The following is a 24,876-nucleotide window of genomic DNA, read 5'->3' on the forward strand; positions in this document are numbered from 1 at the left end:
ATAATGTTAATGCAATTCCCAATCAATAATTTTACAATATAGATGATTATCTACATGAATTATAGGCTCTTTTCTTAATTTAAAGGCATGGTTTTAGTTTTGGATATTCTCCCTCATCAATTGAAAATAGGTTTTTTATATTTAATATTCCATATATTATTATCATGTCATTGTCCAGAAAAATGCTGAGGGATATAAAGATAAATAAGACACAGTTTATTGCAATATTTCTAATGGCATTTATAGGTATCTTTGCTTACAGCGGAATTTATGGCGAGTATTACGGCCTGGTACAAACTTCCAATCAGTATTATGCAGATACCAATATGGCAGATGGCTGGATTGACAATGATAATTTCGATGAGTTGTCGGTTCACAAAGTAAATGAATTTTCAACCCAAACCGACAGGCAGGAAGTTGTTCTCTCCTCAGCGGACCTGGAGGGAAAACCTGACATGACGCTTCATTTCATAGAAAAGGGAACGATTTCCAAATTCTACACGACTGAAGGTGAAGATTTTGATTCCTCTGACGATTCAGGAGTATGGCTTGACCAGCGCTTTGCAGATGCAAGAGATCTGCACATCGGAGATACGATAACTTTCGAGTTTGACAATCTGACAATTAAAAAGGAAATAAAAGGCACAGGCTATTCTCCGGAGTATATCTATGAGACTTCACCCAGCTCCCTGACACCTGATTTTTCAGAGTTGGGATTTGCCTATCTTTCATATAAGGCATATCCTGAAGATTTGGAATATAATAAATTGCTCGTCAAGTATAACTGTTCGGATAGTGACTTCAAGGAAAAATTGGACGATTCGATTGATTATCTGTCATTCACTAAAAAAGAGAATCATCTCAGTGTGTCTAAGTTTGCAAATGAAATGGACCAGCACAAGATGATCGGGGATGTCTTCCCAATCGTATTTATTTTGGTAACCTTTTTGACACTTCTGACTACAATGACAAGGATTGTCACTCACCAGAGAACTCAAATCGGAATCCTGAAGGCGGTCGGCTTTAAGGATTCGACAATAATACTGCATTATTTATCATATGCATTTTTCCCGGTTTTATTGGGAGCGATTTTAGGTTTAGTGACAGGGCCAATGATTATCCCACAGATGTTCTACCCGACAATGGCTACAATGTACAGCATGCCGATGTGGCATCCCGGTTTTGACATGAGCTTTGTCTATATAGCAATACTGTTGGTTGTCTTATCCGTTTTCGTTACATACATGACATGCAGAAGAATTTCAAAGGAAAATCCTGCAAGCACTATGAGGCCAAAGGCTCCCAACATCTCTTCAAAGGGATTCCTTGAAAAATCAAAGCTCTGGAACCGCTTAAGTTTCAATTTAAGATGGAATATCAGGGATGCAAAATCCAATAAGTTCAGAGCGTTTATGGTGATAGTTGGGGTGATGGGTTGTGTTGCCTTGTTAATCGCGGCGTTCGGCATGAATGACAGTTTGAATGAACTGAAATCATGGGAATATGATGACATAAACCATTTCGAGTCAAGAATACAGCTTTCCAATAACGCGAATCCAATGGAATTGTACTATATATTGAATGAATCAAACGGAAGCTTCATCATGCAGCAGTCAATTGAAATCAGGGCAAATGACATGGAAGACACGGTAACCCTGCTTGCATCGAACAACACGGATTTGATATCCTACACTGACAGCAATAGAAATCAAATAGACATTGACGAGGGGGATGTTTCAATCTCAACGAAACTTGCTGAGAAGTTCAACCTGACCAAGGGGGATAAGATCAGGTGGCATGTAGTTGGAAGCGATGAATGGGTAACTTCAAAAATCGGCCAGATACATGCAGAACCTATTTCGCAGGGTTTGATAATGTCTCCGGATACTCTGGAAGACCAGGGATTGAATTTCACACCAACAAATATTGTAACTTCCGAAAAATATGGCGAAAACCTCGAATCCGTTAAATCGGTCACAACCATAGATAAAATGAGGAAAAGCTGGGACATGATGACAACCTCCGTGATGATGATGGTTTCGGTTGTAACGGTTGTGGCTGTAGTATTGGCAGGGTTGGTATTGTATAATTTAGGAATCCTGTCATTCACAGAAATGGAAAGGGAAATTGCTACATTGAAGGTTTTGGGCTTTAAGACAAATGACTTAAGGAAATTACTGTTAACCCAAAACATTATCTTCACAAGCATCGGATTTATTTTAGGAATTCCTATAGGATTCTATTTCATGACCTTGATGATGAATGCCGCCGGAGAATCGCTGTATTACATTCCGACCCTGACTTGGGGAAATATTTTATTATGTGTGGCAATAACATATACAATATCCATAGGGGTTAACTTATTGTTCTCGGAAAAAATTAGAAATTTGGATATGGTGGAAGCACTTAAAGATGTTGATTAAAGTTGATAACATGAATCTTGAAGATACAATATACAAAAGACAGTCAATTAGGAACTATGACAAAAATCCGCTAAGCGCAGAAACTTTAAACGAGTTGAGAGATTTCATAGACAATGCAAAAGTCTTGAATCAGGATATAGACTGGAGCTATGATATTGTCGGACCGGATAACTTCAGGATGCTTCAGAGATTCAAGCCTCCCCATGCGCTGCTTCTGTTTTCACAAGAAAAGCAGAATTATCTCCAGAACATCGGATTCATATTCCAACAGGTTGACCTGTACCTACAAAGCAGGGGTATCGGCTCCTGCTGGATTGGTGCGGGAGGCCCTAAAAACTATGAAAATCCAAATCCCGACCAGAAATTCATTATCATGATTGTATTCGGCAAACCCCAAGGCGAAATCTATCGTGAAAGAACTCAGTTTGAAAGAAAGATTATTTGCGAAATTTCGGATGAAAGGGACAGCAAACTGATTCCTGCACAGCTCGCTCCGTCAGCTGCAAACTCACAGGCATGGTATTTCACACACAATGATGACGGAAGTTATAATCTGTATAGAAACAGGCGTAAAGTCCGTTTGAACAAAAAAATGGATGCCTGGAATCAGGTTGATATGGGCATTGCATTGGCACACATGTACGTTGCAAACATGGAATCTTTTAAATTTATTTTAGATGGTCCTCATGAAGAGCTGAAGGACAAGGTATTCGAGGGAAGCTTTACCATATAACTTCGTTTTAAGATAAATTAATTAACTATGCAGTAGAATAATTAAATATGAATTCTATTGAAGAGGCAGTTCAATTATTTGAAAGCGGTTATATGTGCTCACAGGCGGTGTTTGCCGCATTTTCTGAAGATTTAGGCCTTTCAAAAGAACAGGCTCTTAAAATCGGAGCCTGCTTTGGTAGCGGAATGCGCAAAGCCGAAGTCTGTGGGGCGTGCACAGGCGCATTGATGGTATTGGGATTGAAATATGGCGAAAGCAAGCAAAAAAGCGATGAGGTATGCGATAAATTTATGGATGAATTCAAAAAGGAAAACGGGTCATACATCTGCCGTGATTTGCTTGAATGTGATATCAGCACTGAAGAAGGAGTGAAATACGCTAAAGACAATAATCTGTTTAAGGAATTCTGCCCGAAAATGGTGGAATCAGCTTCAAGAATTGTTGATGAAATGATATATTAAGTATATTTGGAGGACTTTTAATGGCTAATAAGGGTTTCATATTGCTGATTGTGGTTCTTGTCGTTATTTTGGCATTGGTAGGTATTTATTCGGTTACCGAATTTCAAGATACTGGGGGCAATCTCACTAGACTTGAAGTGTCATCAGAAGGACCGTTTAAAGTAAGTGAAATAGTTGAAGATATTGAAAATTCCTCTTATTATGAGGGATATGACAATGATACCTTGAATTGGATGAAGTCACTGGGGGACATGTATGTCTTCAACGGTTTGCAGTCATTTGTCATAATGGATTCAGATGATGCGGGCAAATTGCCTTCAGAGTTCGTCACGGATGTTGCCATAACAAACATCTTCAACTGTGAAGTTGTTGAAAAGCGTTCCTTGGGCAATATTGAACATCCAAAGGATGTGTACCTGGTTGAAAATGTTGAATATCTGGAACAGAACATAACTTATTATCCTGTTTGATTAGGAGTTAAAAGAATGGAAAATATTAATGATTGGAAAGGGATTAATGGACAATTGGTTTCATTTAAAAAGGAAGTTGGAGATGCTAAAAAAATCACATTTTTAGGGTCTCCTGGTGTATGCACACCATTTGCCGAGCTATTGGCCTATGCGGTCAGGGATGTCGAGACTAATTTCGTATCATTGCTGGATATAGAAAATTCTCATCAATTTGAGTTTAAGGAATATGCAATGGTTTTAGCGGATGAGATTTCAGATTCTCATGACTCTGATGTTGTGGTATTGCTGGGTGGCCTTAGCATGCCAAAGTATGATGTTGACTTGGATGAATTGAAGGGAGTTGTTGATGAAATCCTTAAGGATGGCGGCAAGTTAATTGGCGTAAGCTTCATGGACATGTTCACCAAATCAGGATGGCTTGAAAAGGTCGATTTTGATGTTGTCATTGACGGTACGTTGACAGGTGTTGTTAAAACGTAATTAATCATATTAATTACTTCTTATTTTTTTCAGATTAACATATCATAATATCATGATATGAAAACTTTTAAATACATAAACATATCATAATATGTAAATATATAATATATGTGATGACAATGGAAAAAAATAATCTTGAAAATGATGATGTATGTGAAGTGTTCGATTCTCATGAAGATATAGTAAACCGTGTTAAAGAGCGCATGCCTTCAGAGGAACAATACTCAGATTTATCAGAATTTTTTAAAATATTCGGAAACCCAACAAGATTAAAAATTATTTCCCTGCTTGCTGTAGAGGATTTATGTGTATGTGATATTTGCGAAGCACTTGATTTAAACCAGACAACAGTCTCAAATCAGCTCAGAATATTAAGAGCAAGTAATCTTGTAAAATACCGAAAAGAAGGTAAAATGGCAAGATACTCTCTTACAGACCTGCACATTGAAATGATTTACAAAGTAGGTTTAGAACATATATTAGAATAATTTTTAATTGGTGATACTATGGAAGAAAATAGATGTTATGATGTGGACTGTGAAGATGAACAATGTCGCAAACCTGAACATTACAATTACATCTGTTTTGACCCTGAATGTGAAGATATTCACTGCGAAAATTCTAATCATTATGACAAACAGTTATTAAAAGACTATCAGAACAGCACTGATTTAAGTGTACATGACCACAGAGAAGAAATTGACTATGATAAAGATGTAGATATCAATCTTTGTGCCTGTCCTGATTGTGCGGACGATGAAGAACATGACCACGACCACCATGGACATGACCACGACCATCATGACCACAATCATGAGCATGAGCATCATCATGAGCATCATCATGAGCATGACCACCATGGACATGACCACGATCATAATCATATTAAAGAAGATGTTTGTGCTGATGAGTCTTGTGATTGTCATGACCATGACCACCATCACGATGATGATGTTGAATTCAGCCTTTGCGCTTGTCCTGATTGTGCAGATGGTGAAGATGACCATGGACATGACCACGGGCATGACCATGCACATGGCGACGGGGAATTATTCGCTGAAGGAAAGCCATTGATTGCAAACAGACCAATCCAAATCATTCTTGCAAGCGGAATACTATTTGTTTTAGGCCATATTTTTGAATGGTTGTCATTCAGTCCTACAATCGTAACTGTTACCTATATGGCAGGTGCAATTATTGCAGGTTATGAAATTGCTATTTTGGCATATAAATCATTAGTAAATAGGCATACAGTCGGCCCTGCAATGTTGGTATGTATTGCTTGTGTTGCGTCATTCATTATCGGACATCCCGAAGAAGGCGCTGCCGTTACATTCCTTTACTATATTGCGGAATTCTTAGAGGATCTTGCAGAACACAGAGCTAAACGCTCAATCAAGTCATTGGTTGAAATTGCTCCGGATACTGCTAGAGTTAAAGTGGGGGACAAAGAAGAGATTAGAAACGTGGATGAAGTTAACATTGGAGACATTGTAATCGTAAAACCTGGAGATAAGGTTCCTTTGGATGGGGAAGTAATTTTCGGTTCCTCTTCTATCAACCAGGCATCAATCACTGGTGAAAGCGTTCCGGTTCTAAAAGAGGTTGGGGACAATGTCTTTTCAGGAACTGTTAACGAAGACGGCTATCTTGAAATTAAAGTAACAACCGAAGCTAAGGATTCAGTAATCTCAAAAATCGTCACATTGGTTAAAAGATCACAGCTCAACCGTTCCGAAACCGAGACTTTGGTTGAAAGGGTGGCTAAATATTATACTCCAATCATGATGGTTGCAGCCATCTGCGTTGCATTTATTCCGCCATTGTTGTTTGCTCAGAACCTGGTTGACTGGGTTTATAAGGCACTTTCACTTCTGGTAATTTCATGTCCTTGCGCATTCTTGATTTCAACACCTGTCGGTATGGTGTCCGCAATCACTTCAGCTACCAGAAACGGAGTCATCATTAAGGGCAGTACCTATGTGGAGGAAATGCGTAACGTCAAAGCGGTTATTTTTGATAAGACAGGTACCTTAACAGAAGGAAAACTTAAGTTAAGTGATGTTGAAGTTTTGGATGAACGTTTCTCAAAAGAAGAAATCGTAAAGATTGCGGCTTCTTTGGAATCCCAATCTTCTCACCCTATCGCTAAAGCTATTGTAAACTATGCCAATGAAAACAATATCGTCTTCGATATTATTCAGGACTTCAGGAATGTTCCAGGCAAAGGAATCGTAGCCAACATCAATGGCGAGCAGTTCTATGCCGCTAACGAATCATTGATTGAAGGAAGTTCCTTTGACATTTCAAGAGATGAAATCAATAAGTATTCCAGCGAAGGAAAAACTCTGATATTTGTCGGAAATGCCGAAAAGGTCTTGGGAATCATAACTGTCTCAGATAAAATCAGGGACAACGCTTCTGAAGTTATTGCTGATTTGAAAGACCAAGGCGTACAGACAATCATGCTTACCGGGGACAATAAGCTTGCCGCAAAAAGTGTAGCGTCCGAAATCGGCATAGATTACGTTTATTCCAATCTGCTTCCTGAAGATAAATTGAATATCTTGGACACAATCAGAAATAAGTTTGGTGATGTGGCTATGGTTGGTGACGGTATCAATGACGCGCCTGCCCTGGCACGTTCAAACATTGGTATTGCAATGGGTGCCGCGGGTTCTGATGTGGCCATTGAAACCGCAGATATTGCATTGATGCAGGATGATATATCAAAACTTCCATATCTATTCGCTTTAAGCCGTAAGACAATGGGAATTATTAAACAGAATATTTCTATTGCCATTTTGGTCAAGCTATTATGTGTAATCCTTGCGATTATGGGAATTATCACATTGATGATGTCTGTTGGTTTTGGTGATTTGGGATTGACAATACTTGTTATCTTGAATTCATTTAGAATTGGAATGGTGAAAGATCCACTATTCTAATTTTACCTTTTTTTTAAAAATTTAAATCTCTTTTTTTACTATTTTTTTATAATAATATTGCTTTTAATCCGTAATATTGATTTTACTTTGAAATATTGCCTTCATTTATTCCAAAAACCTTATAAATTTTAAAAAACTATAAATAAATAACTATTTGCTCGATAATTTTTAAAAGAGGTTTTTATATGAAAGAAAATCAGATAATAAGAACATTACTCTATGTTGGCAATGAAGGTGAAGTGTCTATGGATGTAATCATAGACCATGAACAGGAAACTATGTGGGCTACTCAGAAAACTATGGCAGAATTGTTTGATGTAAAAGAGCATACAATTAATTATCATCTAAAAAATATTTTTAGAGATGGTGAATTGAATGAAAATTCAGTTACTCGAAAAATTCGAGTAACTGCATCTGATGGTAAAAAATATAATACTGGTTTTTATAATTTAGATGCAATCATATCTGTGGGTTATCGAGTGAACTCTAAAAATGCAACACATTTTAGGATTTGGGCTACTGGAGTTTTAAAAGAATTCATTGTAAAAGGATTTGTTTTAGACGATGAACTATTGAAAAATGGTTCCAGGTTTGGAAAAGATTATTTCCAGGATTTGCTTGAAAGAATTCGTGAGATAAGAGTTTCCGAGAGGAGATTCTATGAGAAATTGACAGATTTGTATGCAACAAGTCATGATTATAACAAAAATGCTGAAATCACTCAGGAATTCTATGCAAAAGTTCAAAACAAACTCCATTATGCAATTTCTGGAATGACTGCTCCTGAGATAATCAAAAATCGTGCAAGCAGTGAGAAGGAAAATATGGGTTTGACATCTTGGAAACATTCTCCTAAAGGTAAAATTCAATTAAGTGATACTAAAATTGCTAAAAACTACTTGTCTGAAGAGGAGTTGGCTGAACTCAATAAGCTTGTGGAATTGTATCTTAATTTTGCAGAACTTCAAGCAACAAGGCGGATTCCTATGGCAATGAAAGACTGGGCGGAAGAATTGGACAAGTTTTTAGACTTTGTGGGTTATCAAATCTTGGAGGGTAAAGGAAAAGTTAGTCGTAGTGAAATTAATGAGTTTGTTGAAGTGGAATTTGACAAGTTCAGACCAATCCAGGATAAGTTATATAAATCTGATTATAACGAATTTGAAGAAAGAACTAGAAAGCTGATAAATAAGTAATATTTTTTTGAATTCATTTAGAATTGGAATGGTGAAAGATCCGCTATTCTAATTTTACTTATTTTTTTATTTTTTTTAGTGTGTATTGCATTCTATGGATTTTGCTAAGGAAAAACCCAATTCAACCATGTTAATTTTTCATATAATTAAACAAACGCATATCTTTTCAAGCTGCCAGATTCTCTCTTGGAAAAGCAATATAATTCATTCAAAAAATTAATAAAAAAAGGAAAATCTCTAAAAAATTAATTTTAGAGATTATTTATTTCATCAAATTTTAAAATATCATCACATAAAACTTCAAGAAGTTCATCATCGTGACTAACGGCCAGTATTCCAATGTTGTTCGCTTTGCAGTGTGTAATAAGTGATTCCCAGATTTGTACTTGGGTAACAGCATCAAGCATAGTGCTTATCTCGTCCGCAATAATGAATTTTGTTTGTGGATTAAGAGCTCTCAATATGCTGAAACGCTGCAATTCTCCACCGGAAAGTTCGCTTGGCCAGCGTGTTAACCATGAATCCTTAAGGCCGAAAGTATCCTTCAAATCCTGAGAGGGAGTCCAGGACTCATTCAGTACTTTTTCCATCTTCCATTTAGGATTCATTGTCTTTTCAGGGTGTTGGAATATTAACTGAACAGGATAAAATCCTTTTGTTGGAATTTTATTGCCGTCAATTGTCACGTCTCCTGAATAATTGGATATGTGGCCTGAAAGTATCTTGCACAATGTACTTTTACCACTACCACTATCCCCAATCAGACCGATGATTTGATCACTGTTCAGGGATAATGATACATCTTTCAATATTTGTCTTTTTTTAGTGTATGAAAAAGAAATATTATTTGCCTTAAGCTCCATCATTTACCCCCTTGTAGTTAAAGCATCTAATCATTATGCTCTCATGTTCTTCAAGTTGAGGTTTGCTGTTTGCACATTTGTCTAATCGTATTGGACAATTCTCGTAATATGGACATCCAGGAACCTCATCTAATGGTTGAACCCCTTCGGTTAATTTGAAACCGTTTTTAGGCAGAGAGTTAATCAGGGCCTTGGAATATGGATGCAATACCTTTTCAGCATCTTTGAAGTTTTCAACGGTGTTGATTTCAATAACATAACCTGAATAGAATATGGCTATCCTATCTGCTGTTTTTAGGGCCACATCAATTTCGTGGGTAATCAGCAACACGCCTTTTCCATGGTCTTTCAGATTTTTTATGTCCTTGATTGTTTCTTCAACGCTTTTCTTGTCAAGACCTGGTGTTGGTTCATCGGCAATCAATAAAGTAGGGTCCCTTACCAATGCAGTGGACAGCAACACTTTCCTTGCCATTCCTCCGGACAATTCAAATGGATACAAGTCATCCACGCTTTCATCCAATCCGTATTTGTTAAAGACCTCTCTTTGTATTATTTTCCTTTCGGCATGTTCCTTTTCGTCTTCACATTCGCCAATGGCCTGTTCGGATACTTTCATGAGAGGATCCAAGTAGTTCACTGATTGGGGAATTAATGAAATTTCTTTGCCTCTTATCTGTTCTTTCAATTCCTGGTCTAAAACTTGGCCTTTGTATTTGATTTCTCCTGTCACTTTCGAGTTATACGGCAAGATTCCCAATATTGAATGGGCCAAAAGACTTTTACCTGAACCGCTGGAACCCAATACTGCAACAATCTCGCTTTCATCAACCTCAATGGTCAAATCTGATATGACCTTGCTGTCGTGCCTATTCAATCCTTGAACATACTGTGTAAAAGATATTGATAAATTATTCACTTCTAGTAATTTTCCCATAATATCACCAAAATCATTTATTCGCCTCTGAAGGATCAAATAATCGTTTTAAATTGTCTCCTAAAATATCAAACAACAGTACAACTATCAGCAGCGCAACTCCAGGGAAGAATGCCAACCACCATGCTCCCATTGCAAGGTATGTCATTGATTCAGATAGAATTATACCGATTGCAGGTTCATGTGGAGATAAACCAAATCCTAAGAATGTTACACTTGACTCGTGCATGATTGCATGTGGGAATACAAGCAAGGTTCCTACGAATATCTGTGAAAGCACTAATGGTATGATGTGTTCTTTTGCAATCCACAATTTACTTTTACCGAATCTTTCGGATAATGCAACATATTCGGATGTGTTGATTTGAAGCACTTCCGCTCTCAATACTCTTGTCAGGTTCACCCAGTGTGAAAACGCAACGGCCATCGTTACACCAAAGGCCCCCTTACCTAATGAGATTGAAATCATCATGATTAACAGTATGTGAGGTATTGATGCGAATAAATCGATTAACCATGATACGAATTCATCACATTTGCTGTTGATACTTGCAATGACCGCCAAGATTGTAGCTATTATACTTGAAATTATTGATGCGCCTATTCCAATCATGATACTCAAGCTTAAACCTTTTAGTGTCCTAATGAACATATCTCTTCCCATCCAGTCGGTACCGAAAAGGTGTTCAAATGAAGGAGGTTGCATTTTCACGGCAAAATCTGTAGGCAGATTGGCGTCTATCATCATTCCATTAATGAAAATGATTACTAAAACGAATCCGGTCAGCCCTATTGTCAAAAGTGTTTTTTGCCTTAAGTTCAGGGAACTGAAAAGGCCCCTATTATACCAAGGTGTTTCAGTCATTGTCCTCACTCCTTAATCTAGGATCGACATATTGGTAAATCACATCTGCAATAAAGTTTCCTGCAAATACGAAGATGGCACTGATAATAACAACACCTAACAGTAATGGAACATCAGATCTTAATCCCGCAGCAACAGCAGCCTGTCCGATTCCAGGATATGCGAATACCTGTTCGACAAGTATTGTTCCGCCAAACAGTTCATTGAATGATAAGAACTGAATTGTGATTGCCGGAAGAAGAATGTTTCTTATTCCGTGATTCTTTATGATTCCCCAAAAGCTTTCACCTCTAGCTTGTGCAAATAGGAAATAATCACTTTTCTTGACGCTGATGAGCTTATCTCTAGTATACATTGTTAAGGATGCGATTCCTACAATACTTAATGTTATTGCCGGCAATATCAGTCTGTATAACCATTGCCAGAATGTCACTGTGTCTGACAGTTGGCCGATAGGTACTGAAAGTCCTATAGGGAACCATCCCAGATAAACGGAAAAAACCATTAAAAATACTAATCCTATCCAGAAGGTGGGTGTGGATTGTAATATGTAGCAGTATGTTTTAATAACTTTGTCTATCCAGCTTCCTTCTTTTGCACCTGCAAGAACTCCTAATCCGAAACCTACAACTGCAGATATAATCCATGAAACTGCCATAAGAATAAATGATGAGGTGAATTTCTGTACAATCACTTCGGTTACGGGAACTCTATAAATCAATGAAAAACCCATGCTTCCTGATGCCAATGTCTGAAGCCAACCCAGTACTCTTTCACCTAATGTCAAATTTGTCCCCCAATATTCTCCTATTATTGCTAATTGTTCCTGACTAACGATTCTTTGACCAAGATATGCCTGAACAGGGTCAATTGGAGACATTTGTATCATAATAAAACTAATTGCTGCAATAACAATTAATAAAATCAGTAATCTAATAGCTTTTAATCCTAAAAATTTAGCTATTTTTTTAGTGTTAATCTTAATCATCTCCAGTCTGTAAAAAACTTGTTCTAAAAAAGAAGTAAAAAAATGATTTATATAAAATAAATCATTTTAAATTTAGATATTTATGCTTCAGTAGCATTTATACGTTTCCAATCGTAGATGTTACCCCAGATGTCTCCACCGTGTGGGTAGATGAGGTGTGTGCTGTTGGAAATGTCTAAGTCATCACTTACGAAGTATGTGTAGTCCATTGTTCCAATCCATAAGTAAGGATAGTTGGAGTTTGCTTGTTGTGATGCTTGAGACCAGGTAGCGTATGAACTTTCAAGGTCTTGTGCCATTGCAGCGTCGATTAATGAGTCCACTGCTGAATCATTAAGGCACTCTGGGTTATCGAATCCTTGAGCAGCTACTCTTGAATCGTATTGATGTTGGATTGAGAATGGGTCTGCTGAACCGAATCCCCATACCACTCCTTGGCTGAGTGAATTAGGGGTAATGTCATCCCAACTTCCACCTACAGGGGTGATTTCAATACCAATCTCTTTAGCTTGTTCTGCAACTGCTACAGCAATAGCTTGTCTTTCTGTTGCTTTTGAATTGTAGTAGATTGAGAATTCAGCTTTCTGACCGTCTTTTTCTACGATTCCGTCACCGTCAGTATCTTCCCATCCTGCAGCTGAAAGAACATCTTTTGCTCCGTCAATGTCTCCATCAGTATATGTTGGCTCAAATGACCATTGTAATTGGTCGGCTACACCGTTGTATGATTCATCACCGTATCCATTCAAGGAACCTTCGATTAATGCGCTTCTGTTGATGCCCATGTTCAATGCTTCCCTTATAGCAGGGTCACCGGTTACATTGTTACCAATTGTATAATTGTCTGCGGATAATTTTCCTTCATCCATTTGGGTAGGTAATGAGATTCCACGTACATCGATAGAATCGAAGTATTCCATGTGGTAACCGTCAACTTTTTCATTTGCATATGCTACAGGTACTTCAGCAATATCTAAGTCCCCGTTTTTGATTGCTGCAAATGCTGCATCGGAGTCAAGGAATAAGTTGGTAATTTTATCGAAGTATGGTTCTTGACCATAGTAGTCAGGGTTTTTCTCTAGGATAAATTGTTGTCCTTTATCCCATTGAGCTAATTTATAAGGTCCTGATCCGATAGGGTTTTGACCGTATGAATCTTCATCATAGTTAGCTTCAGGCACGATTCCAACATCTGTTAATTTGTTAATGAATGTAGAGTCTGCTTTGTTAAGAGTGAATACTACTTTATCTCCATCGGCTTTTGCTTCTTCCATGGAACTCAAGTCAGCTCCTTCACCTAACTCTTTTGCTTTGTTGTATGAAAATGCTACGTCTCCTGCGGTTAATTTGGAACCGTCAGTGAAATTTACATCGTCACGGATTGTAACTGTATAAGTTTTCAAATCGCTTGAAATTTCATAATCTGTAGCCAGGTCATTCACGAAATTATTGTCTTTGTCTCTTTTTAGAATTGTACTTTGGATAAGAGGGTCTGTTCCTGAATCGTGGTATCCCCAACCGTGCATTGGGTCAAAACCATATTCAGGTTCTTCGCCGTGAGCGGCTACACAAGCTACCAATTCGTTTGGAGCATGTTCGGTGGAGCCTCCTCCTAAAGCAAAAGCACCTATACCAATTATTGCGAGAACCGCAATAACTGCACCTATAATGTATTTTGTTTCCATTTTTTTTCCTCATTTAAAAATTATGTTTGTTAAAAATCTAAAGTAATATCCGCTCGGTATTACTATTTTATATTAATTTATCAATTAAGTAATACTTTTTAATTTAAAGATATTACGATTACTTCTTTATATTTTTAAGTATTTAAAAATAACTATTCACATCATGGTGTGGATATCCGTTGGTAACTGTTTAAGTAATTAAATTTATATTAAATAAATTTCAATTTTAATAATGTATGTTAAGTAATGATTCTCAAAATAATGTCGAATTAATGCTTGAAAACCCCAGAAATGCATTAATAAAAATGTCAATACCTTTGATTGTTTCATTGCTTATTTCCAGTTTTTATAATTTAATTGATGCCGCATGGGTTTCAGGCCTTGGAGCCGATGCCCTTGCAGGTGTTGGATTTTTCACACCAATATTTATGATTCTAATAGGTTTTGGAAACGGATTAGGAGCGGGGGCCGCCTTTGCATTATCAAAGTATCTTGGTGAGGAAAACAAACAAAAAGCGGATAATGCCTCAGTTCATTCGATAATGCTTGATATCATCATCTCATTAGTGGTTACAGCTGCCTTATTGGTCTTTTTAAATCCGATTTTAAATGCAATGGGAGCGGGTCAGACAATCGGATATGCCACTGATTATGGAATGATTATTATTTTAGGATCTGTTTTCATCATCCTGTCCAATGCTTTGTATGGCATCTTTAGAGGCGAAGGCGACACTACAAGGCCGATGTATGCAATGATTGCTTCGGCAATCCTGAACATGATATTGGATCCTATTTTCATCTATGCTCTGAATTTAGGTGTTAGGGGCGCAGCCATTGCAACAATCATCTCATCGATATTCGTGATTTTGATTTTACTGAACTGGTTTTATGTTAAAAGAGACACGTATCTGAAGCCCAATTTCAGTAATTTCAATTATGAAAAAGACATTTCAAAGGACATTGTTAAAGTGGGAATTCCCGCCAGCGTCCAGCTTCTGAACAATGCATTTTTTGCCGCGGTTTTCTCGGCGCTCCTGACATTCGTCGGTTCAACAGATTCGGTTGCAGTCTACTCGACCGGCTGGAGAATAGTCACCATCGGCACAACACCTCTGCTGGCAATAGGAACAGCATTAATCAGCGTCATCGCCGCTAATTACGGCGCTAGAAAATATGAAAACATTCAGATTGCCCACAGGTATGCAATGAAGGTCTCAATTGTCATTGCATTTATCGTAGCGATTCTGACAAACGTTTTTGCAGGAGATATCGCATCAGTTTTCGCTTCAACAGGAACTAGCGTAAGGATAGCTGCGGAACTCACAAGCTTTTTGGCATGGATTGTAATATATTATCCGACAATGGCTGTGGGTGTCGCTTCAACATATGTTTTCCAGGGCATAGGCAAAGGCATAACCGCAATGTTTCAGACAATCATGAGGGAAACAGGATTTACAATATTTTTTGCGGTTTTATTAGGTGTTTTCTTAGGTTATGGTGTCTGGGGAGCATGGATGGGCATTGTTCTGGGCGAAGTTGTTTCCAATAATATTACTATGGTGTGGGCTGACTGGCAGATAAAAAAATTAATGAATATTAATGGTTAGGCACCATTAATATCTTTCAGATATATCTTTTCATCACAAATGGTCTCTACTAAAGACATGTCGTGACTTACAAGCAGGAATCCCATTTTTCTTTTTTTGATGATTTTCAAAACTGAATCCAAAATCTGTGCTTGTGTTATTGCATCAAGCATTGTGGTCATTTCATCAGCAATCAGGAATTTAGTATCCGGATTGAGGGACCTTAAAACGGAAAATCTTTGAAGTTCTCCCCCGGATAATTCTTGCGGAAATCTTGTTAACCATGTTTTCTGAATACCGAATTCGGCCAAATCTTCATCTTTAACATTCCATGATTCTTCAAGGACTTGTTTCATTCTCCATTTTGGATTCATTACCTTTTCAGGATGTTGATAGATTAATTGAACAGGTTTGAACCCTTTTTTAGGAAGCGGCTGTCCGTCGAATGTTACGCTTCCTTCATATTTTGTAACATAGCCTGATAGGATTTTACATAATGTGGATTTCCCACTACCGCTGTCACCGATCAATCCAATAATCTTTTTGTTGTCCAATTCAAGGTTAACATCTTTCAATAGGTATTTCTTTGCTGAAGGATATTTAAATGAGATGTTTGTTGCTTTAAGCTCCATCTTTCACACCATCCTCATATTTGAAGCATCTGACTCTTTTCTTTCCAAGGTCCAGTAGTTCAGGCCTTTCTTCTTTGCATCTGTCAAATCTCATTTCGCATCTGTCATAGTAAGGGCAGCCTTTTGGTATTTCCCCATGCAACGGCTGATGGCCTTTGATTATTTCAAATCCGTTTGCCGGCAGTGCCTTGTACAGGGCCTTTGTGTACGGGTGAAGCAGGTTTTCTCCTTCACCTGAAAAGTCTTCTTTCTGGGCAATCTCTATTACATAGCCTGAGTAGAATATTCCAATTCTATCTGCCACTTCCAGTGCCGCATGTATGTCGTGTGTGATTAAAAGTACTCCGATTCCATCTTCTTTCATGTGTTTAAAGTGATTTAAGGTTTCCTGTACTGTCTTTTCATCAAGTCCCGGTGTAGGCTCATCTGCCACAACAAGTTTCGGGTCGGATAGTAATGCTGTTGAAACGAGTACTCTTCTCGCCATCCCTCCGGATAACTGGAATGGATACATGTCATCTACTTCTGGGCCTAAATTGTAATGCTCAAATATTTCCCTTTGTTTTTGTTTTTTTACTTTTTTCTCTTCTTCGCTTTCGACATGACCTATGGCCTGGTCTGAAATTTTCATTAAAGGATCTAAGAAGTTAACTGATTGGGGCACGAGCACAATGTCTTTTCCTCTCAGTTTCTCTTTATCTTCCTGTGATAAAATTTTACCATTATATTTAATGTTCCCGTTCAGGTTTGCGTTTTCCGGCAATATCCCGAATATCGCATGTGCCAGCAGACTTTTTCCGGAACCGCTTGAACCCAATACGGCCAATATTTCACCTTCAGATATATCCAAGGTTAAATCGCTAATAACTTTTAAATCTCTTTGATTTAAACCTTTTGTATATTGAATGAATGAAATTGAAACATTTTCAACATCTAATACTTTTTCCATTAAATCACCTTTGTGAAAATCAAATGATAACTTTTAAATACTAATTTGTACTTTATCAATATTAAAGTTATTCAAAAATCATTAAAAAGTATTACTTTAATTATAAATCTTTTTAATATTAGTAATACTTTTTCAGATTTGGTGTTTTTCATGAATGTTATCATTAAAGAATTAAGTGCCGATGGAATTGAAGATGTGCAGGAATTCTTATTTAAAATGATTAAATTGGAGTTTGGCTATGATTATGTTCCTGAATGGCATCAGGATGTAATGAATTTGGATGAATATTACATCAATCCTGAAAAAAATAATTTTTTTGTTGCCTACCTTGATTCCGGTGAGATTATCGCAACAATTGGAATAAGGGCTTACGACAAGGATTTTCCGGAATTCAGACATTTTTACTCAAAAGATACCACTTCCAGCATATGGAGATTGTTTGTAGATAGAAGATGCAGGCGATGCGGTTTAGCTTCAAAAATGTTTGCTATTGCTGAAAACTTTGCATATGTAGTTGGATATAACGAAATTTATTTGCATACCCATAAAAATTTGGATGGGGCTTTAAGGTATTGGACAAAAATGGGTTTCGTGGTGGTTCTGGATACTAACGATGAACTCGAAACGGTCCATATGGATAAAAAAATTCGAGGTTTGGAAATCGATTCACCTTCTATTGAGTATCGCCATGCCGTGAAACTATAGTTTTTTAATGTACTTTTGTGTATGCGGGCAAGCGAAAATGCATTTTCCGCATACTGTATCCGGTTTTCCCAGGTTTTCCTCTGAAATCTTCAGAGCATATTTTTCACATTTCTTATCATCATAGAAGTCGTTTCTTTTGAGTTTATAGTTCCATTCCTTTCCACTTATGGCGCCGCCAAAACATGCTTCCTTGCATTCCATGCATTTTCCGCATTTTGATTTCAGTATAGGCTTTCCGGTATCCAATGGAGCATTTGTTAGGACAGAGGATAATCTCAGCGCTGATCCATATTCTTTTGTTGTAAATAATGCTGATTTTCCAATCCATCCAAGACCTGCGCGTGTGGCTATGGTTTTATGGGGCAATTCAAATGAATTGAACTCTCCAAAATCGGTTCCCAACCTTTTTTTTGTCTGGGCATATGCGTCATATCCTTTATCGATTAGAAATTCTTCACATTTCATTCCAAGTGCATCTAATCTTGTATTGAGGCTGATTAATTCCTGAAGATATTCGGGTGTTGGAGCATTCTGCATATTTCTTATTATCTCTTTCGGATAGGTTATGTAAAAGACAACTCCAATTTCCAATCCTTCTTTCGGTGTAAAATTGGTTATGTCGGCAAATCCCACTTCAGTGGCGCCATTTTCCGATAGATAATTTTTAAGTTCAAGAGATATGCTCATATCCCAATATCTAAATTTGATGTTATTTAAAAGTTAGTTAAGTATTACTTTTAATTGAATTTCATAGTTCATATTATTACTTTTGCGGTAATGTTTTTTGTTAATGTATATATTTTCTTACATCATTTTTTCTTAACTGTTTATTTTTTTGCTTTGTAAATTATGATGATATTTAATTATCAAGTCAATCTTAAAAGTAATAAATATCTTTTTATATGTATTAAGATAAATACCAAATTAATATTAAAATATTTATAATAAGTATTACTAAATGGGGATTTTTCCAGTAAAAGGTAATACTTTTATTTTAATATGGTTATTTAGTAAAATGGTGAAAAAATATGGAAAAGAAAACAATGATGATTATAGGTGCTGTTGCAGTCATTCTCATTGCGGCCATTGCTGCTTTTGCATTTATAGGCGGATCATCAGATGATGACCCAACACACTTAACAGTAGCAGCCCACAGTAACATTAAGGAACCTGCATCAGGTTTCGACCCACTTACCGGTTGGGGATGCGGACACCAAAACTATAATCCTTTAGTACAAAGTTGTTTATTTAAGACAGATGAAAATGGAGATATTGTTCCAGATTTGGCCACTGATTATTCAATCAGCGATGACGGAAAAACCTGGACTGTAAACATTAGAGATGATGTTAAATTCTCAGACAATTCAACATTCGATGCAAAAGATGTTGCAACAACATTCAACACTGCAAAAGAAACAGAATCCGATTTGGATTTAACCAATCTTGAAAAAGTAACCGCTAAAAACGATACCTGTGTAGAATTCACTTTAGTAGAACCAAGATCAACATTTATCTATGATTTAAGATACGTGGGTATTGTACCTGAAGAGTATGACAATGAAACTTACGGCGAAAACCCTGTCGGTACAGGACCTTATGTATTGGACCACTGGGATAAAGGCCAACAGGCTATTTTCAAAATAAATGACAATTACTACGGAGATAAACCATACTTCACTCAAATTACCTTATTATTCCCTGAAGAAGCTACATGGTTAGAACTCGCTAAATCCGGCCAAGTAGATGTTGTGCCTGTTGCAACCTCTGCATTAAACCAAACTGTTGACGGTTATCAATTCGTTGAAAAATCAGCAGGTAGGGCACAAGGTGTATCTTTCCCTTACCTTGAGGACACAGGTGAGGTCAGTCCTGAAGCCGGTTACAAAATAGGTAATAACGTAACTGCAGATAAATCAATAAGACAAGCATTAAATGTCGGAATTGACCGTCAAAAAATGTGTGATGAAATATTTGCAGGTCACGCCACTCCTGAATTCACAAGTGTTGACACTAGAGACTACGCAAACGAAAATGCTAAAGTTCAAGACGGTGATGTGGAACAAGCAAAACAAATCTTGAAAGATGGCGGATGGGAAGACACTGACGGTGACGGAATTGTAGATAAAGATGGTGTAAAAGCATCATTCGACTTATACTACCCACCGGATTATCTTGACAGACAATCACTATCAACTGTATTTGCTGAACAAGCTAAAGAAATCGGAATTGAAGTAAACCTTGTTGGTGCTGACTGGGATACAATCTATGCAAACATGTACAGCTCAGCTGCATTAATGCAACAAACTTCCCCTGACCCATACAAATCAATTTATCAACAATACCACAGTAAAGAAGCAGACGACTTCTATATGAACCCTGGTTTATATAACAACACTGATTCAGATAAACTGATGGAAGAAGCAATGCATGCAACCGATTTCGATACTGCTAACAGCTTATGGTCTGAATCCGCTCTTGTTAACGGCGGAGGTTGGGGTCCTGCTGGAGACGCTCCATTCGCATGGCTTGTCAACTATGACTACAACTACTTCATCAAAGACGGCATTGATATTGGTAATCAGCCTGATGGTTTAGGAAACGATGTTTTAATTAATATCTGTGATTGGACTAGAACCAACTCCACAGCTTAAACATTTTTTCCTTTTTTTATTTTTTTAGAATTTAAGGGGGCTCATTTCATTGAATAAACAAAAATTAGCAAAATATTTTGGTTTCAAGTTTTTACGTTTCATAATATTAATCATTGCAGTTGCAATTTTTAGTTTTGTGTTATTAGATTTATCCCCTATTGACCCGGTAAATGCTTATCTTAATGGTGCTGCTGTATCTCAAGCACAAAGGCAAATTCTCGAACAGTATTTCGGTACAAGTGTCCCCTTACAAACTAAAATCTATCACTGGCTTTTAGATTTGATTCAAGGTGATTTGGGAACTTCATTAATATTTCGTGCTCCTGTCAGGGATGTTATCATTCAAAAATTCATGGCATCTGTTGTATTGATGGCAATTTCCTGGATTTTAAGTGGGATTTTGGGTTTTGTTTTAGGCGTATTGGCCGGTAAAAATAAAGGATCATGGATTGATAAAGCAGTTAAAGTTTACTGTTATGCAATTCAGTCTGCCCCATCTTTTTGGGTTGGAATGCTTGTTTTAATGGTATTTTCAGTTTACTTAGGATGGTTCCCAATCGGATTTGGTGTGCCTATTGGTGTTAAAAGTACCGATGCAACATTCATGGAATGGGCGGCAAGACTCGTTCTTCCTACATTGACATTGAGTTTAGTCGGTCTGGCGCCGATTGCTATGTACACACGTAATGAATTAATTCAGGTTTTATCCTCTGACTATGTATTATTTGCAAAATCCAGAGGTGAAAAAGGTTGGGATTTAGTCAAAAATCATGGAATTAGAAATATATTGCTGCCGGCTATCACATTACAGTTCCTGTCTTTTAGTGAATTGTTCGGTGGTGCGGTAATGGTAGAGCAGGTATTTTCATATCCAGGAATAGGTCAAACGGCAGTGGCGGCGGGTCTTCAGAATGACGTGCCGTTATTCTTAGGAATCGTTGTTATTAGTGCAATATTCGTATTTGTCGGTAACCTGCTTGCAGATATTTCATATTACCTGATCGATCCGCGAATTAAGGAGAGTGAGTTCAATGATTAGAAAACAAAAAGCGGATGATAAAAAGCAATGGTTTTTATATTCTGCAAATCTTAGGACAAAAACTCTCGTAATCATAGCAATTTCCATAATATTTATTGTATCCATTTTCGTTTCAGGGTATTTCATTAGGGATATTCCCTCAAGTTTTGTAAACGCTAATCAAATGCCCTCCCTGGAACACCTTTTCGGAACCGATTGGATGGGAAGGGACATGTTTCAAAGAACAGTAGCGGGACTTGGATTAAGTATTATGGTAGGGTTTATTGCTTCAGCGGTAAGTACTTGTATTTCTATTATTTTAGGACTGTTTTCAAGTTTCAACAAATTTGCAGATGAATTTGTTGCGGGTATAATTGATTTATTCGGTTCAATTCCACATATCCTTTTGATTATTCTTGTTTCCATCATGTTTGGTGGTGGAGTATATGGTGTTATCATGGGTGTAGGTTTGACTCATTGGACTCCCCTTGCAAGAGTTTTAAGATCCGAAGTAAAAGAGATTAGAACAAAGGAATATATTCATCTGGCCGAAAACCTAGGCAGATCAAAAATTTGGATTGCAACCAAACACATTTTACCATTAATCATATCTCAAATCATTGTAGGTGTTATTTTAATGTTCCCTCATGCAATCATGCACGAAGCGGCAATAACATTTTTAGGATTCGGTTTGCCTCCTCATGAACCTGCTATTGGAGTAATCTTATCTGAATCAATGAATTACCTGTCTTCCGGATATTGGTGGTTAGCTTTCTATCCTGGTATGTCCTTGTTGATAGTTGTACTGCTGTTTGATTTGATTGGTGAAAATGTAGAAAAATTGCTCAATCCTGAAACAGCACAAGAATAAGAGAATAAATTATTATTCTCTTTTCATTTCATTTTTTTTAAAATTTTAAGGGATATTATGAATTTCGTTATCAGAGAAGTTAAAAACAATCATGAAGAAATTGATGCAGTTAAAGAGTTTTTATATGCCCAGATTCTCAATGAATATAGTATTGGCCCAACTCCCAAGTTCCATTATGATATTGAGGGGATAGTAGACTATTATATATTGCCGTCCAAAAATAACATTTACATTGCTTTGGAGGGGGATAAAATTATTGCAACGGCCGCCATCAGAGCTTATGATGTCGATTATGAAATTCTTGAAGGCCTCTATTCAAAGGAGGATACCGCAAGCATATGGAGATTAATGGTGGATGAGAGGTACAGGCGCCATGGCCTTGCACGCAGATTGGTCAACACTATGGAGGAATTTGCTAGAACAGAGGGCTATGACAAGATTTACCTGCACACTCACAGATATCTCGAATCAGGAATTCCATTCTGGACCTCAGTCGGCTATGAAATCACAATTGAAGAGGATGATTATGATGAAACCACCCATATGGTCAAATTCCTGAAAGCGGAGTAATATTTTTCAAAAAAGTAATACTTTTGTTCTTGTTTTTATTAATTTTATTCTTATTTTAATTCGTATTTTGATGTTATTTCTTTATTTAAAATAATATTGGGGATTATTTTTTCCATTTGCCTTTTTAAATAGTAATTTTGTAAAATCCATTGAATTTTACCAATCATATAAAGTATTATTCTAGTTTTTAATCCAAGAGTACAGCATTGTTTTATTATTTTACCGTTTATGCTTCCTTAATTTTCTATAAAATAATTTTTTTCCCATTATCCAATCATTTCATCGGATTTCAGCGAAAAAACTTTTTGATAAATTTTATATGAGTATTACTATTAACTAATAATTGGATTACTCAATGTTATTTCAACAAATCACTTTTGATTACATACTTACATTAATATAAATAGAGCGATAGTATGCCATATAATTCAAGGTAAATAGCTGCAATAGCTATTTACTTTTCCTCCTCATTTTTTTCTAAAAACTTATTTTATATTACGATTAATATTATATATAATGAAAAGAACGGCATTAAAAATCGGATATATCGGAACCAACTTTCATGGCTTTCAAAGGCAGCCTAATTTAAGAACGGTTGAAGAGGAATTGATTTATCATTTACGGAAATTGGACTATATTGATGACTTGAAAAAGTCCAGATTCAGAATTGCAGGCAGAACCGATGCGGGAGTCCATAGTTTAGGTAATGTAATAAGTTTCCAGTCCGAAAAGGAAGTTCGTGTTAATGAAATCAACAATTCCCTGCCTGATGATATTCAGATTTTAGCCAGTGCTCCTGTCCGCTATGCTTTTAAACCTAGATATGCCCAGATGAGGCAATACAGATACATGCTGTTCCAGGATTTGGACATTGACAAACTGAATGAATGTGCGGAAATATTCAAGGGAACACACAACTTCACCAATTTCACAAAACGCTTCCAGAAAACCACTACAAGAACGATTGATGATATAAAAATCACAAAAGTTAATCTAAACGACTATCACAAAAGGGAATTCCCAAACCTGCATGATACGCTCTCTCCAATTTTTGTTGATATTTATGGGGAGTCATTCTTATGGAATATGGTTCGCAAAATGATGAGAATTTTTGTGGATGTTGCAATAGGAAAGATGGAGCTGGATGAAGTGGAACGATTGCTGAATCCTGCTGAAGATGAGCCAAGGGCATACATTAAGGTCATGGAACCCGAATATCTGATATTGATGAACATAGAATATGACGGAATCAAATTCAGGTATGATGATTATGCATGTGAGAGGTTTAGGCGCGACCTTGTCGATTCACTGACAAATCTTCAGAAAAAATATGCGATTCGAGAATCCATGATTAAAAGTTTGGGTGATCTGCATGAATGGTGAGAAAATCACTTATGAGGATGTAAGGGAATATGAAAACTTATTTACATTAGCGCCATCATTTCTAATTGAGCGATTTGCAAAAAGAAATTCCAACGTTGTTTCCAAATTCGAATCGCAGATTCAGTCCCATTTGTCCAATCTCGATGAAAATCAAAAAAACAAGTTGGATCTGATTTTAAAAACTGACATTGCCGAGCTTCAAAAGATCATGGGCGAGGCGTACTTAAAGTCAAATATAAAGCAGTATAGGATATTGTCAAATCCAAAATATAAGGAATTCATCGAAAAAAATCTTGGAGAAATCAGGAAATTGGTTTAGTTAATGAAATAATGGTCATGTATGATTGGGAGGAGAATGTGAAGGAACTATTGCAATACCAATCATGGGCCATATCCTTTCGATTTCATCACTTAGTTTAGTTTGATTGCTGGAGCAGTATTGTTCTTCTGAAAAAAGATATT

At 36.9% G+C, this 24,876-nt stretch carries 24 protein-coding genes; 16 read left to right on the top strand and 8 right to left on the bottom strand.

Annotation, left to right across the window (positions count from 1 at the left end; translation table 11 throughout):
• Positions 1-164 precede the first annotated feature (164 nt).
• The 8 genes from IJF99_RS00680 (at position 165) to IJF99_RS00715 (ending at position 8,711) form a co-directional block, all read left to right on the top strand.
• A complete protein-coding gene (locus IJF99_RS00680; protein WP_292790694.1) occupies positions 165-2,423 on the top strand; it encodes an ABC transporter permease in 2,259 nt (752 codons plus the stop codon).
• Positions 2,413-3,156: a nitroreductase family protein gene (locus tag IJF99_RS00685; protein WP_292790697.1), complete on the top strand. Its 744-nt coding sequence runs from the start codon at positions 2,413-2,415 to the stop codon at positions 3,154-3,156. The genes IJF99_RS00680 and IJF99_RS00685 overlap by 11 nt, the downstream gene beginning before the upstream one ends.
• A gap of 47 nt (positions 3,157-3,203) precedes the next feature.
• Positions 3,204-3,617 (top strand): C-GCAxxG-C-C family protein, encoded by a 414-nt coding sequence (locus IJF99_RS00690; RefSeq protein ID WP_292790700.1) that lies wholly within the window; start codon positions 3,204-3,206, stop codon positions 3,615-3,617.
• A 20-nt stretch (positions 3,618-3,637) separates the two neighbouring features.
• Entirely contained in the window at positions 3,638-4,087 is a 450-nt protein-coding gene (locus tag IJF99_RS00695; protein WP_292790702.1) for a hypothetical protein, read from the top strand.
• 15 nt (positions 4,088-4,102) lie between these two features.
• Positions 4,103-4,567, top strand: coding sequence for a DUF2124 domain-containing protein (locus IJF99_RS00700; protein ID WP_292790704.1), 465 nt, complete (start codon positions 4,103-4,105; stop codon positions 4,565-4,567).
• 119 nt (positions 4,568-4,686) lie between these two features.
• Positions 4,687-5,055, top strand: coding sequence for a metalloregulator ArsR/SmtB family transcription factor (locus IJF99_RS00705; RefSeq protein ID WP_292790706.1), 369 nt, complete (start codon positions 4,687-4,689; stop codon positions 5,053-5,055).
• A gap of 18 nt (positions 5,056-5,073) precedes the next feature.
• Entirely contained in the window at positions 5,074-7,515 is a 2,442-nt protein-coding gene (locus IJF99_RS00710) for a cation-translocating P-type ATPase (RefSeq protein WP_292790708.1), read from the top strand.
• 185 nt (positions 7,516-7,700) lie between these two features.
• Positions 7,701-8,711 (top strand): virulence RhuM family protein, encoded by a 1,011-nt coding sequence (locus IJF99_RS00715; RefSeq protein WP_292790709.1) that lies wholly within the window; start codon positions 7,701-7,703, stop codon positions 8,709-8,711.
• Between the two features lie 251 nt (positions 8,712-8,962).
• Here the strand turns inward: IJF99_RS00715 and IJF99_RS00720 are convergent, their stop codons facing one another.
• The 5 genes from IJF99_RS00720 to IJF99_RS00740 all read right to left on the bottom strand — a co-directional run bounded on the left by IJF99_RS00720 (position 8,963) and on the right by IJF99_RS00740 (position 14,049).
• Positions 8,963-9,574: an ATP-binding cassette domain-containing protein gene (locus IJF99_RS00720; RefSeq protein ID WP_292790711.1), complete on the bottom strand. Its 612-nt coding sequence runs from the start codon at positions 9,572-9,574 to the stop codon at positions 8,963-8,965.
• Positions 9,564-10,511, bottom strand: a complete 948-nt coding sequence (locus tag IJF99_RS00725) for an ABC transporter ATP-binding protein (RefSeq protein WP_292790714.1) — start codon at positions 10,509-10,511, stop codon at positions 9,564-9,566. Before IJF99_RS00725 ends, IJF99_RS00720 begins: the two co-directional genes overlap by 11 nt.
• Positions 10,512-10,524: 13 nt before the next feature.
• Positions 10,525-11,376, bottom strand: a complete 852-nt coding sequence (locus IJF99_RS00730; RefSeq protein WP_292790717.1) for an ABC transporter permease — start codon at positions 11,374-11,376, stop codon at positions 10,525-10,527.
• On the bottom strand, positions 11,369-12,364 hold the full coding sequence (locus tag IJF99_RS00735; protein ID WP_292790720.1) for an ABC transporter permease: 996 nt from the start codon (positions 12,362-12,364) through the stop codon (positions 11,369-11,371). The genes IJF99_RS00730 and IJF99_RS00735 overlap by 8 nt, the downstream gene beginning before the upstream one ends.
• An 80-nt stretch (positions 12,365-12,444) precedes the next feature.
• Positions 12,445-14,049 (bottom strand): ABC transporter substrate-binding protein, encoded by a 1,605-nt coding sequence (locus tag IJF99_RS00740; protein WP_292790722.1) that lies wholly within the window; start codon positions 14,047-14,049, stop codon positions 12,445-12,447.
• Positions 14,050-14,285: 236 nt separating this feature from the next.
• Between IJF99_RS00740 and IJF99_RS00745 the strand changes: the two genes are divergently transcribed.
• Positions 14,286-15,656: an MATE family efflux transporter gene (locus IJF99_RS00745; RefSeq protein WP_292790725.1), complete on the top strand. Its 1,371-nt coding sequence runs from the start codon at positions 14,286-14,288 to the stop codon at positions 15,654-15,656.
• On the opposite strand, the gene IJF99_RS00750 is transcribed toward IJF99_RS00745, so the two are convergent.
• Both IJF99_RS00750 and IJF99_RS00755 read right to left on the bottom strand, forming a co-directional pair.
• Complete coding sequence (locus IJF99_RS00750; RefSeq protein ID WP_292790728.1) at positions 15,653-16,267, bottom strand: ATP-binding cassette domain-containing protein; 615 nt, start codon at positions 16,265-16,267, stop codon at positions 15,653-15,655. The genes IJF99_RS00745 and IJF99_RS00750 overlap by 4 nt on opposite strands.
• Complete coding sequence (locus IJF99_RS00755; protein ID WP_292790731.1) at positions 16,257-17,216, bottom strand: ABC transporter ATP-binding protein; 960 nt, start codon at positions 17,214-17,216, stop codon at positions 16,257-16,259. Before IJF99_RS00755 ends, IJF99_RS00750 begins: the two co-directional genes overlap by 11 nt.
• 150 nt (positions 17,217-17,366) lie before the next feature.
• On the opposite strand from IJF99_RS00755, the gene IJF99_RS00760 reads away from it, so the two are divergent.
• A complete protein-coding gene (locus tag IJF99_RS00760; RefSeq protein WP_292790733.1) occupies positions 17,367-17,921 on the top strand; it encodes a GNAT family N-acetyltransferase in 555 nt (184 codons plus the stop codon).
• Here IJF99_RS00760 and IJF99_RS00765 read toward each other — a convergent pair.
• On the bottom strand, positions 17,916-18,608 hold the full coding sequence (locus IJF99_RS00765; RefSeq protein ID WP_292790735.1) for a 4Fe-4S double cluster binding domain-containing protein: 693 nt from the start codon (positions 18,606-18,608) through the stop codon (positions 17,916-17,918). The two genes, IJF99_RS00760 and IJF99_RS00765, sit on opposite strands and share 6 nt — an antisense overlap.
• A 341-nt stretch (positions 18,609-18,949) precedes the next feature.
• Here IJF99_RS00765 and IJF99_RS00770 point away from each other — a divergent pair, with 341 nt between their 5' ends.
• The 6 genes from IJF99_RS00770 (at position 18,950) to IJF99_RS00795 (ending at position 24,733) form a co-directional block, all read left to right on the top strand.
• Positions 18,950-20,572 carry an ABC transporter substrate-binding protein gene (locus IJF99_RS00770; protein ID WP_292790737.1) on the top strand — a complete coding sequence of 541 codons (1,623 nt, stop codon included), beginning with the start codon at positions 18,950-18,952 and terminating at the stop codon, positions 20,570-20,572.
• A 49-nt stretch (positions 20,573-20,621) separates the two neighbouring features.
• Positions 20,622-21,611, top strand: a complete 990-nt coding sequence (locus IJF99_RS00775; protein ID WP_292790739.1) for an ABC transporter permease — start codon at positions 20,622-20,624, stop codon at positions 21,609-21,611.
• Positions 21,604-22,461 (top strand): ABC transporter permease, encoded by an 858-nt coding sequence (locus tag IJF99_RS00780; protein WP_292790742.1) that lies wholly within the window; start codon positions 21,604-21,606, stop codon positions 22,459-22,461. Before IJF99_RS00775 ends, IJF99_RS00780 begins: the two co-directional genes overlap by 8 nt.
• Positions 22,462-22,518: 57 nt before the next feature.
• The gene (locus IJF99_RS00785; RefSeq protein ID WP_292790745.1) at positions 22,519-23,031 is read left to right on the top strand and encodes a GNAT family N-acetyltransferase; all 513 of its coding nucleotides are present in this window, start codon (positions 22,519-22,521) and stop codon (positions 23,029-23,031) included.
• A 516-nt stretch (positions 23,032-23,547) separates the two neighbouring features.
• Entirely contained in the window at positions 23,548-24,414 is an 867-nt protein-coding gene (gene truA / locus IJF99_RS00790) for a tRNA pseudouridine(38-40) synthase TruA (protein WP_292790748.1), read from the top strand.
• Positions 24,404-24,733 carry a hypothetical protein gene (locus tag IJF99_RS00795; RefSeq protein WP_292790751.1) on the top strand — a complete coding sequence of 110 codons (330 nt, stop codon included), beginning with the start codon at positions 24,404-24,406 and terminating at the stop codon, positions 24,731-24,733. Before truA ends, IJF99_RS00795 begins: the two co-directional genes overlap by 11 nt.
• Positions 24,734-24,876 lie beyond the last annotated feature (143 nt).

Source organism: Methanobrevibacter sp. (genome assembly GCF_017406825.1).
Taxonomy (GTDB): domain Archaea; phylum Methanobacteriota; class Methanobacteria; order Methanobacteriales; family Methanobacteriaceae; genus Methanocatella.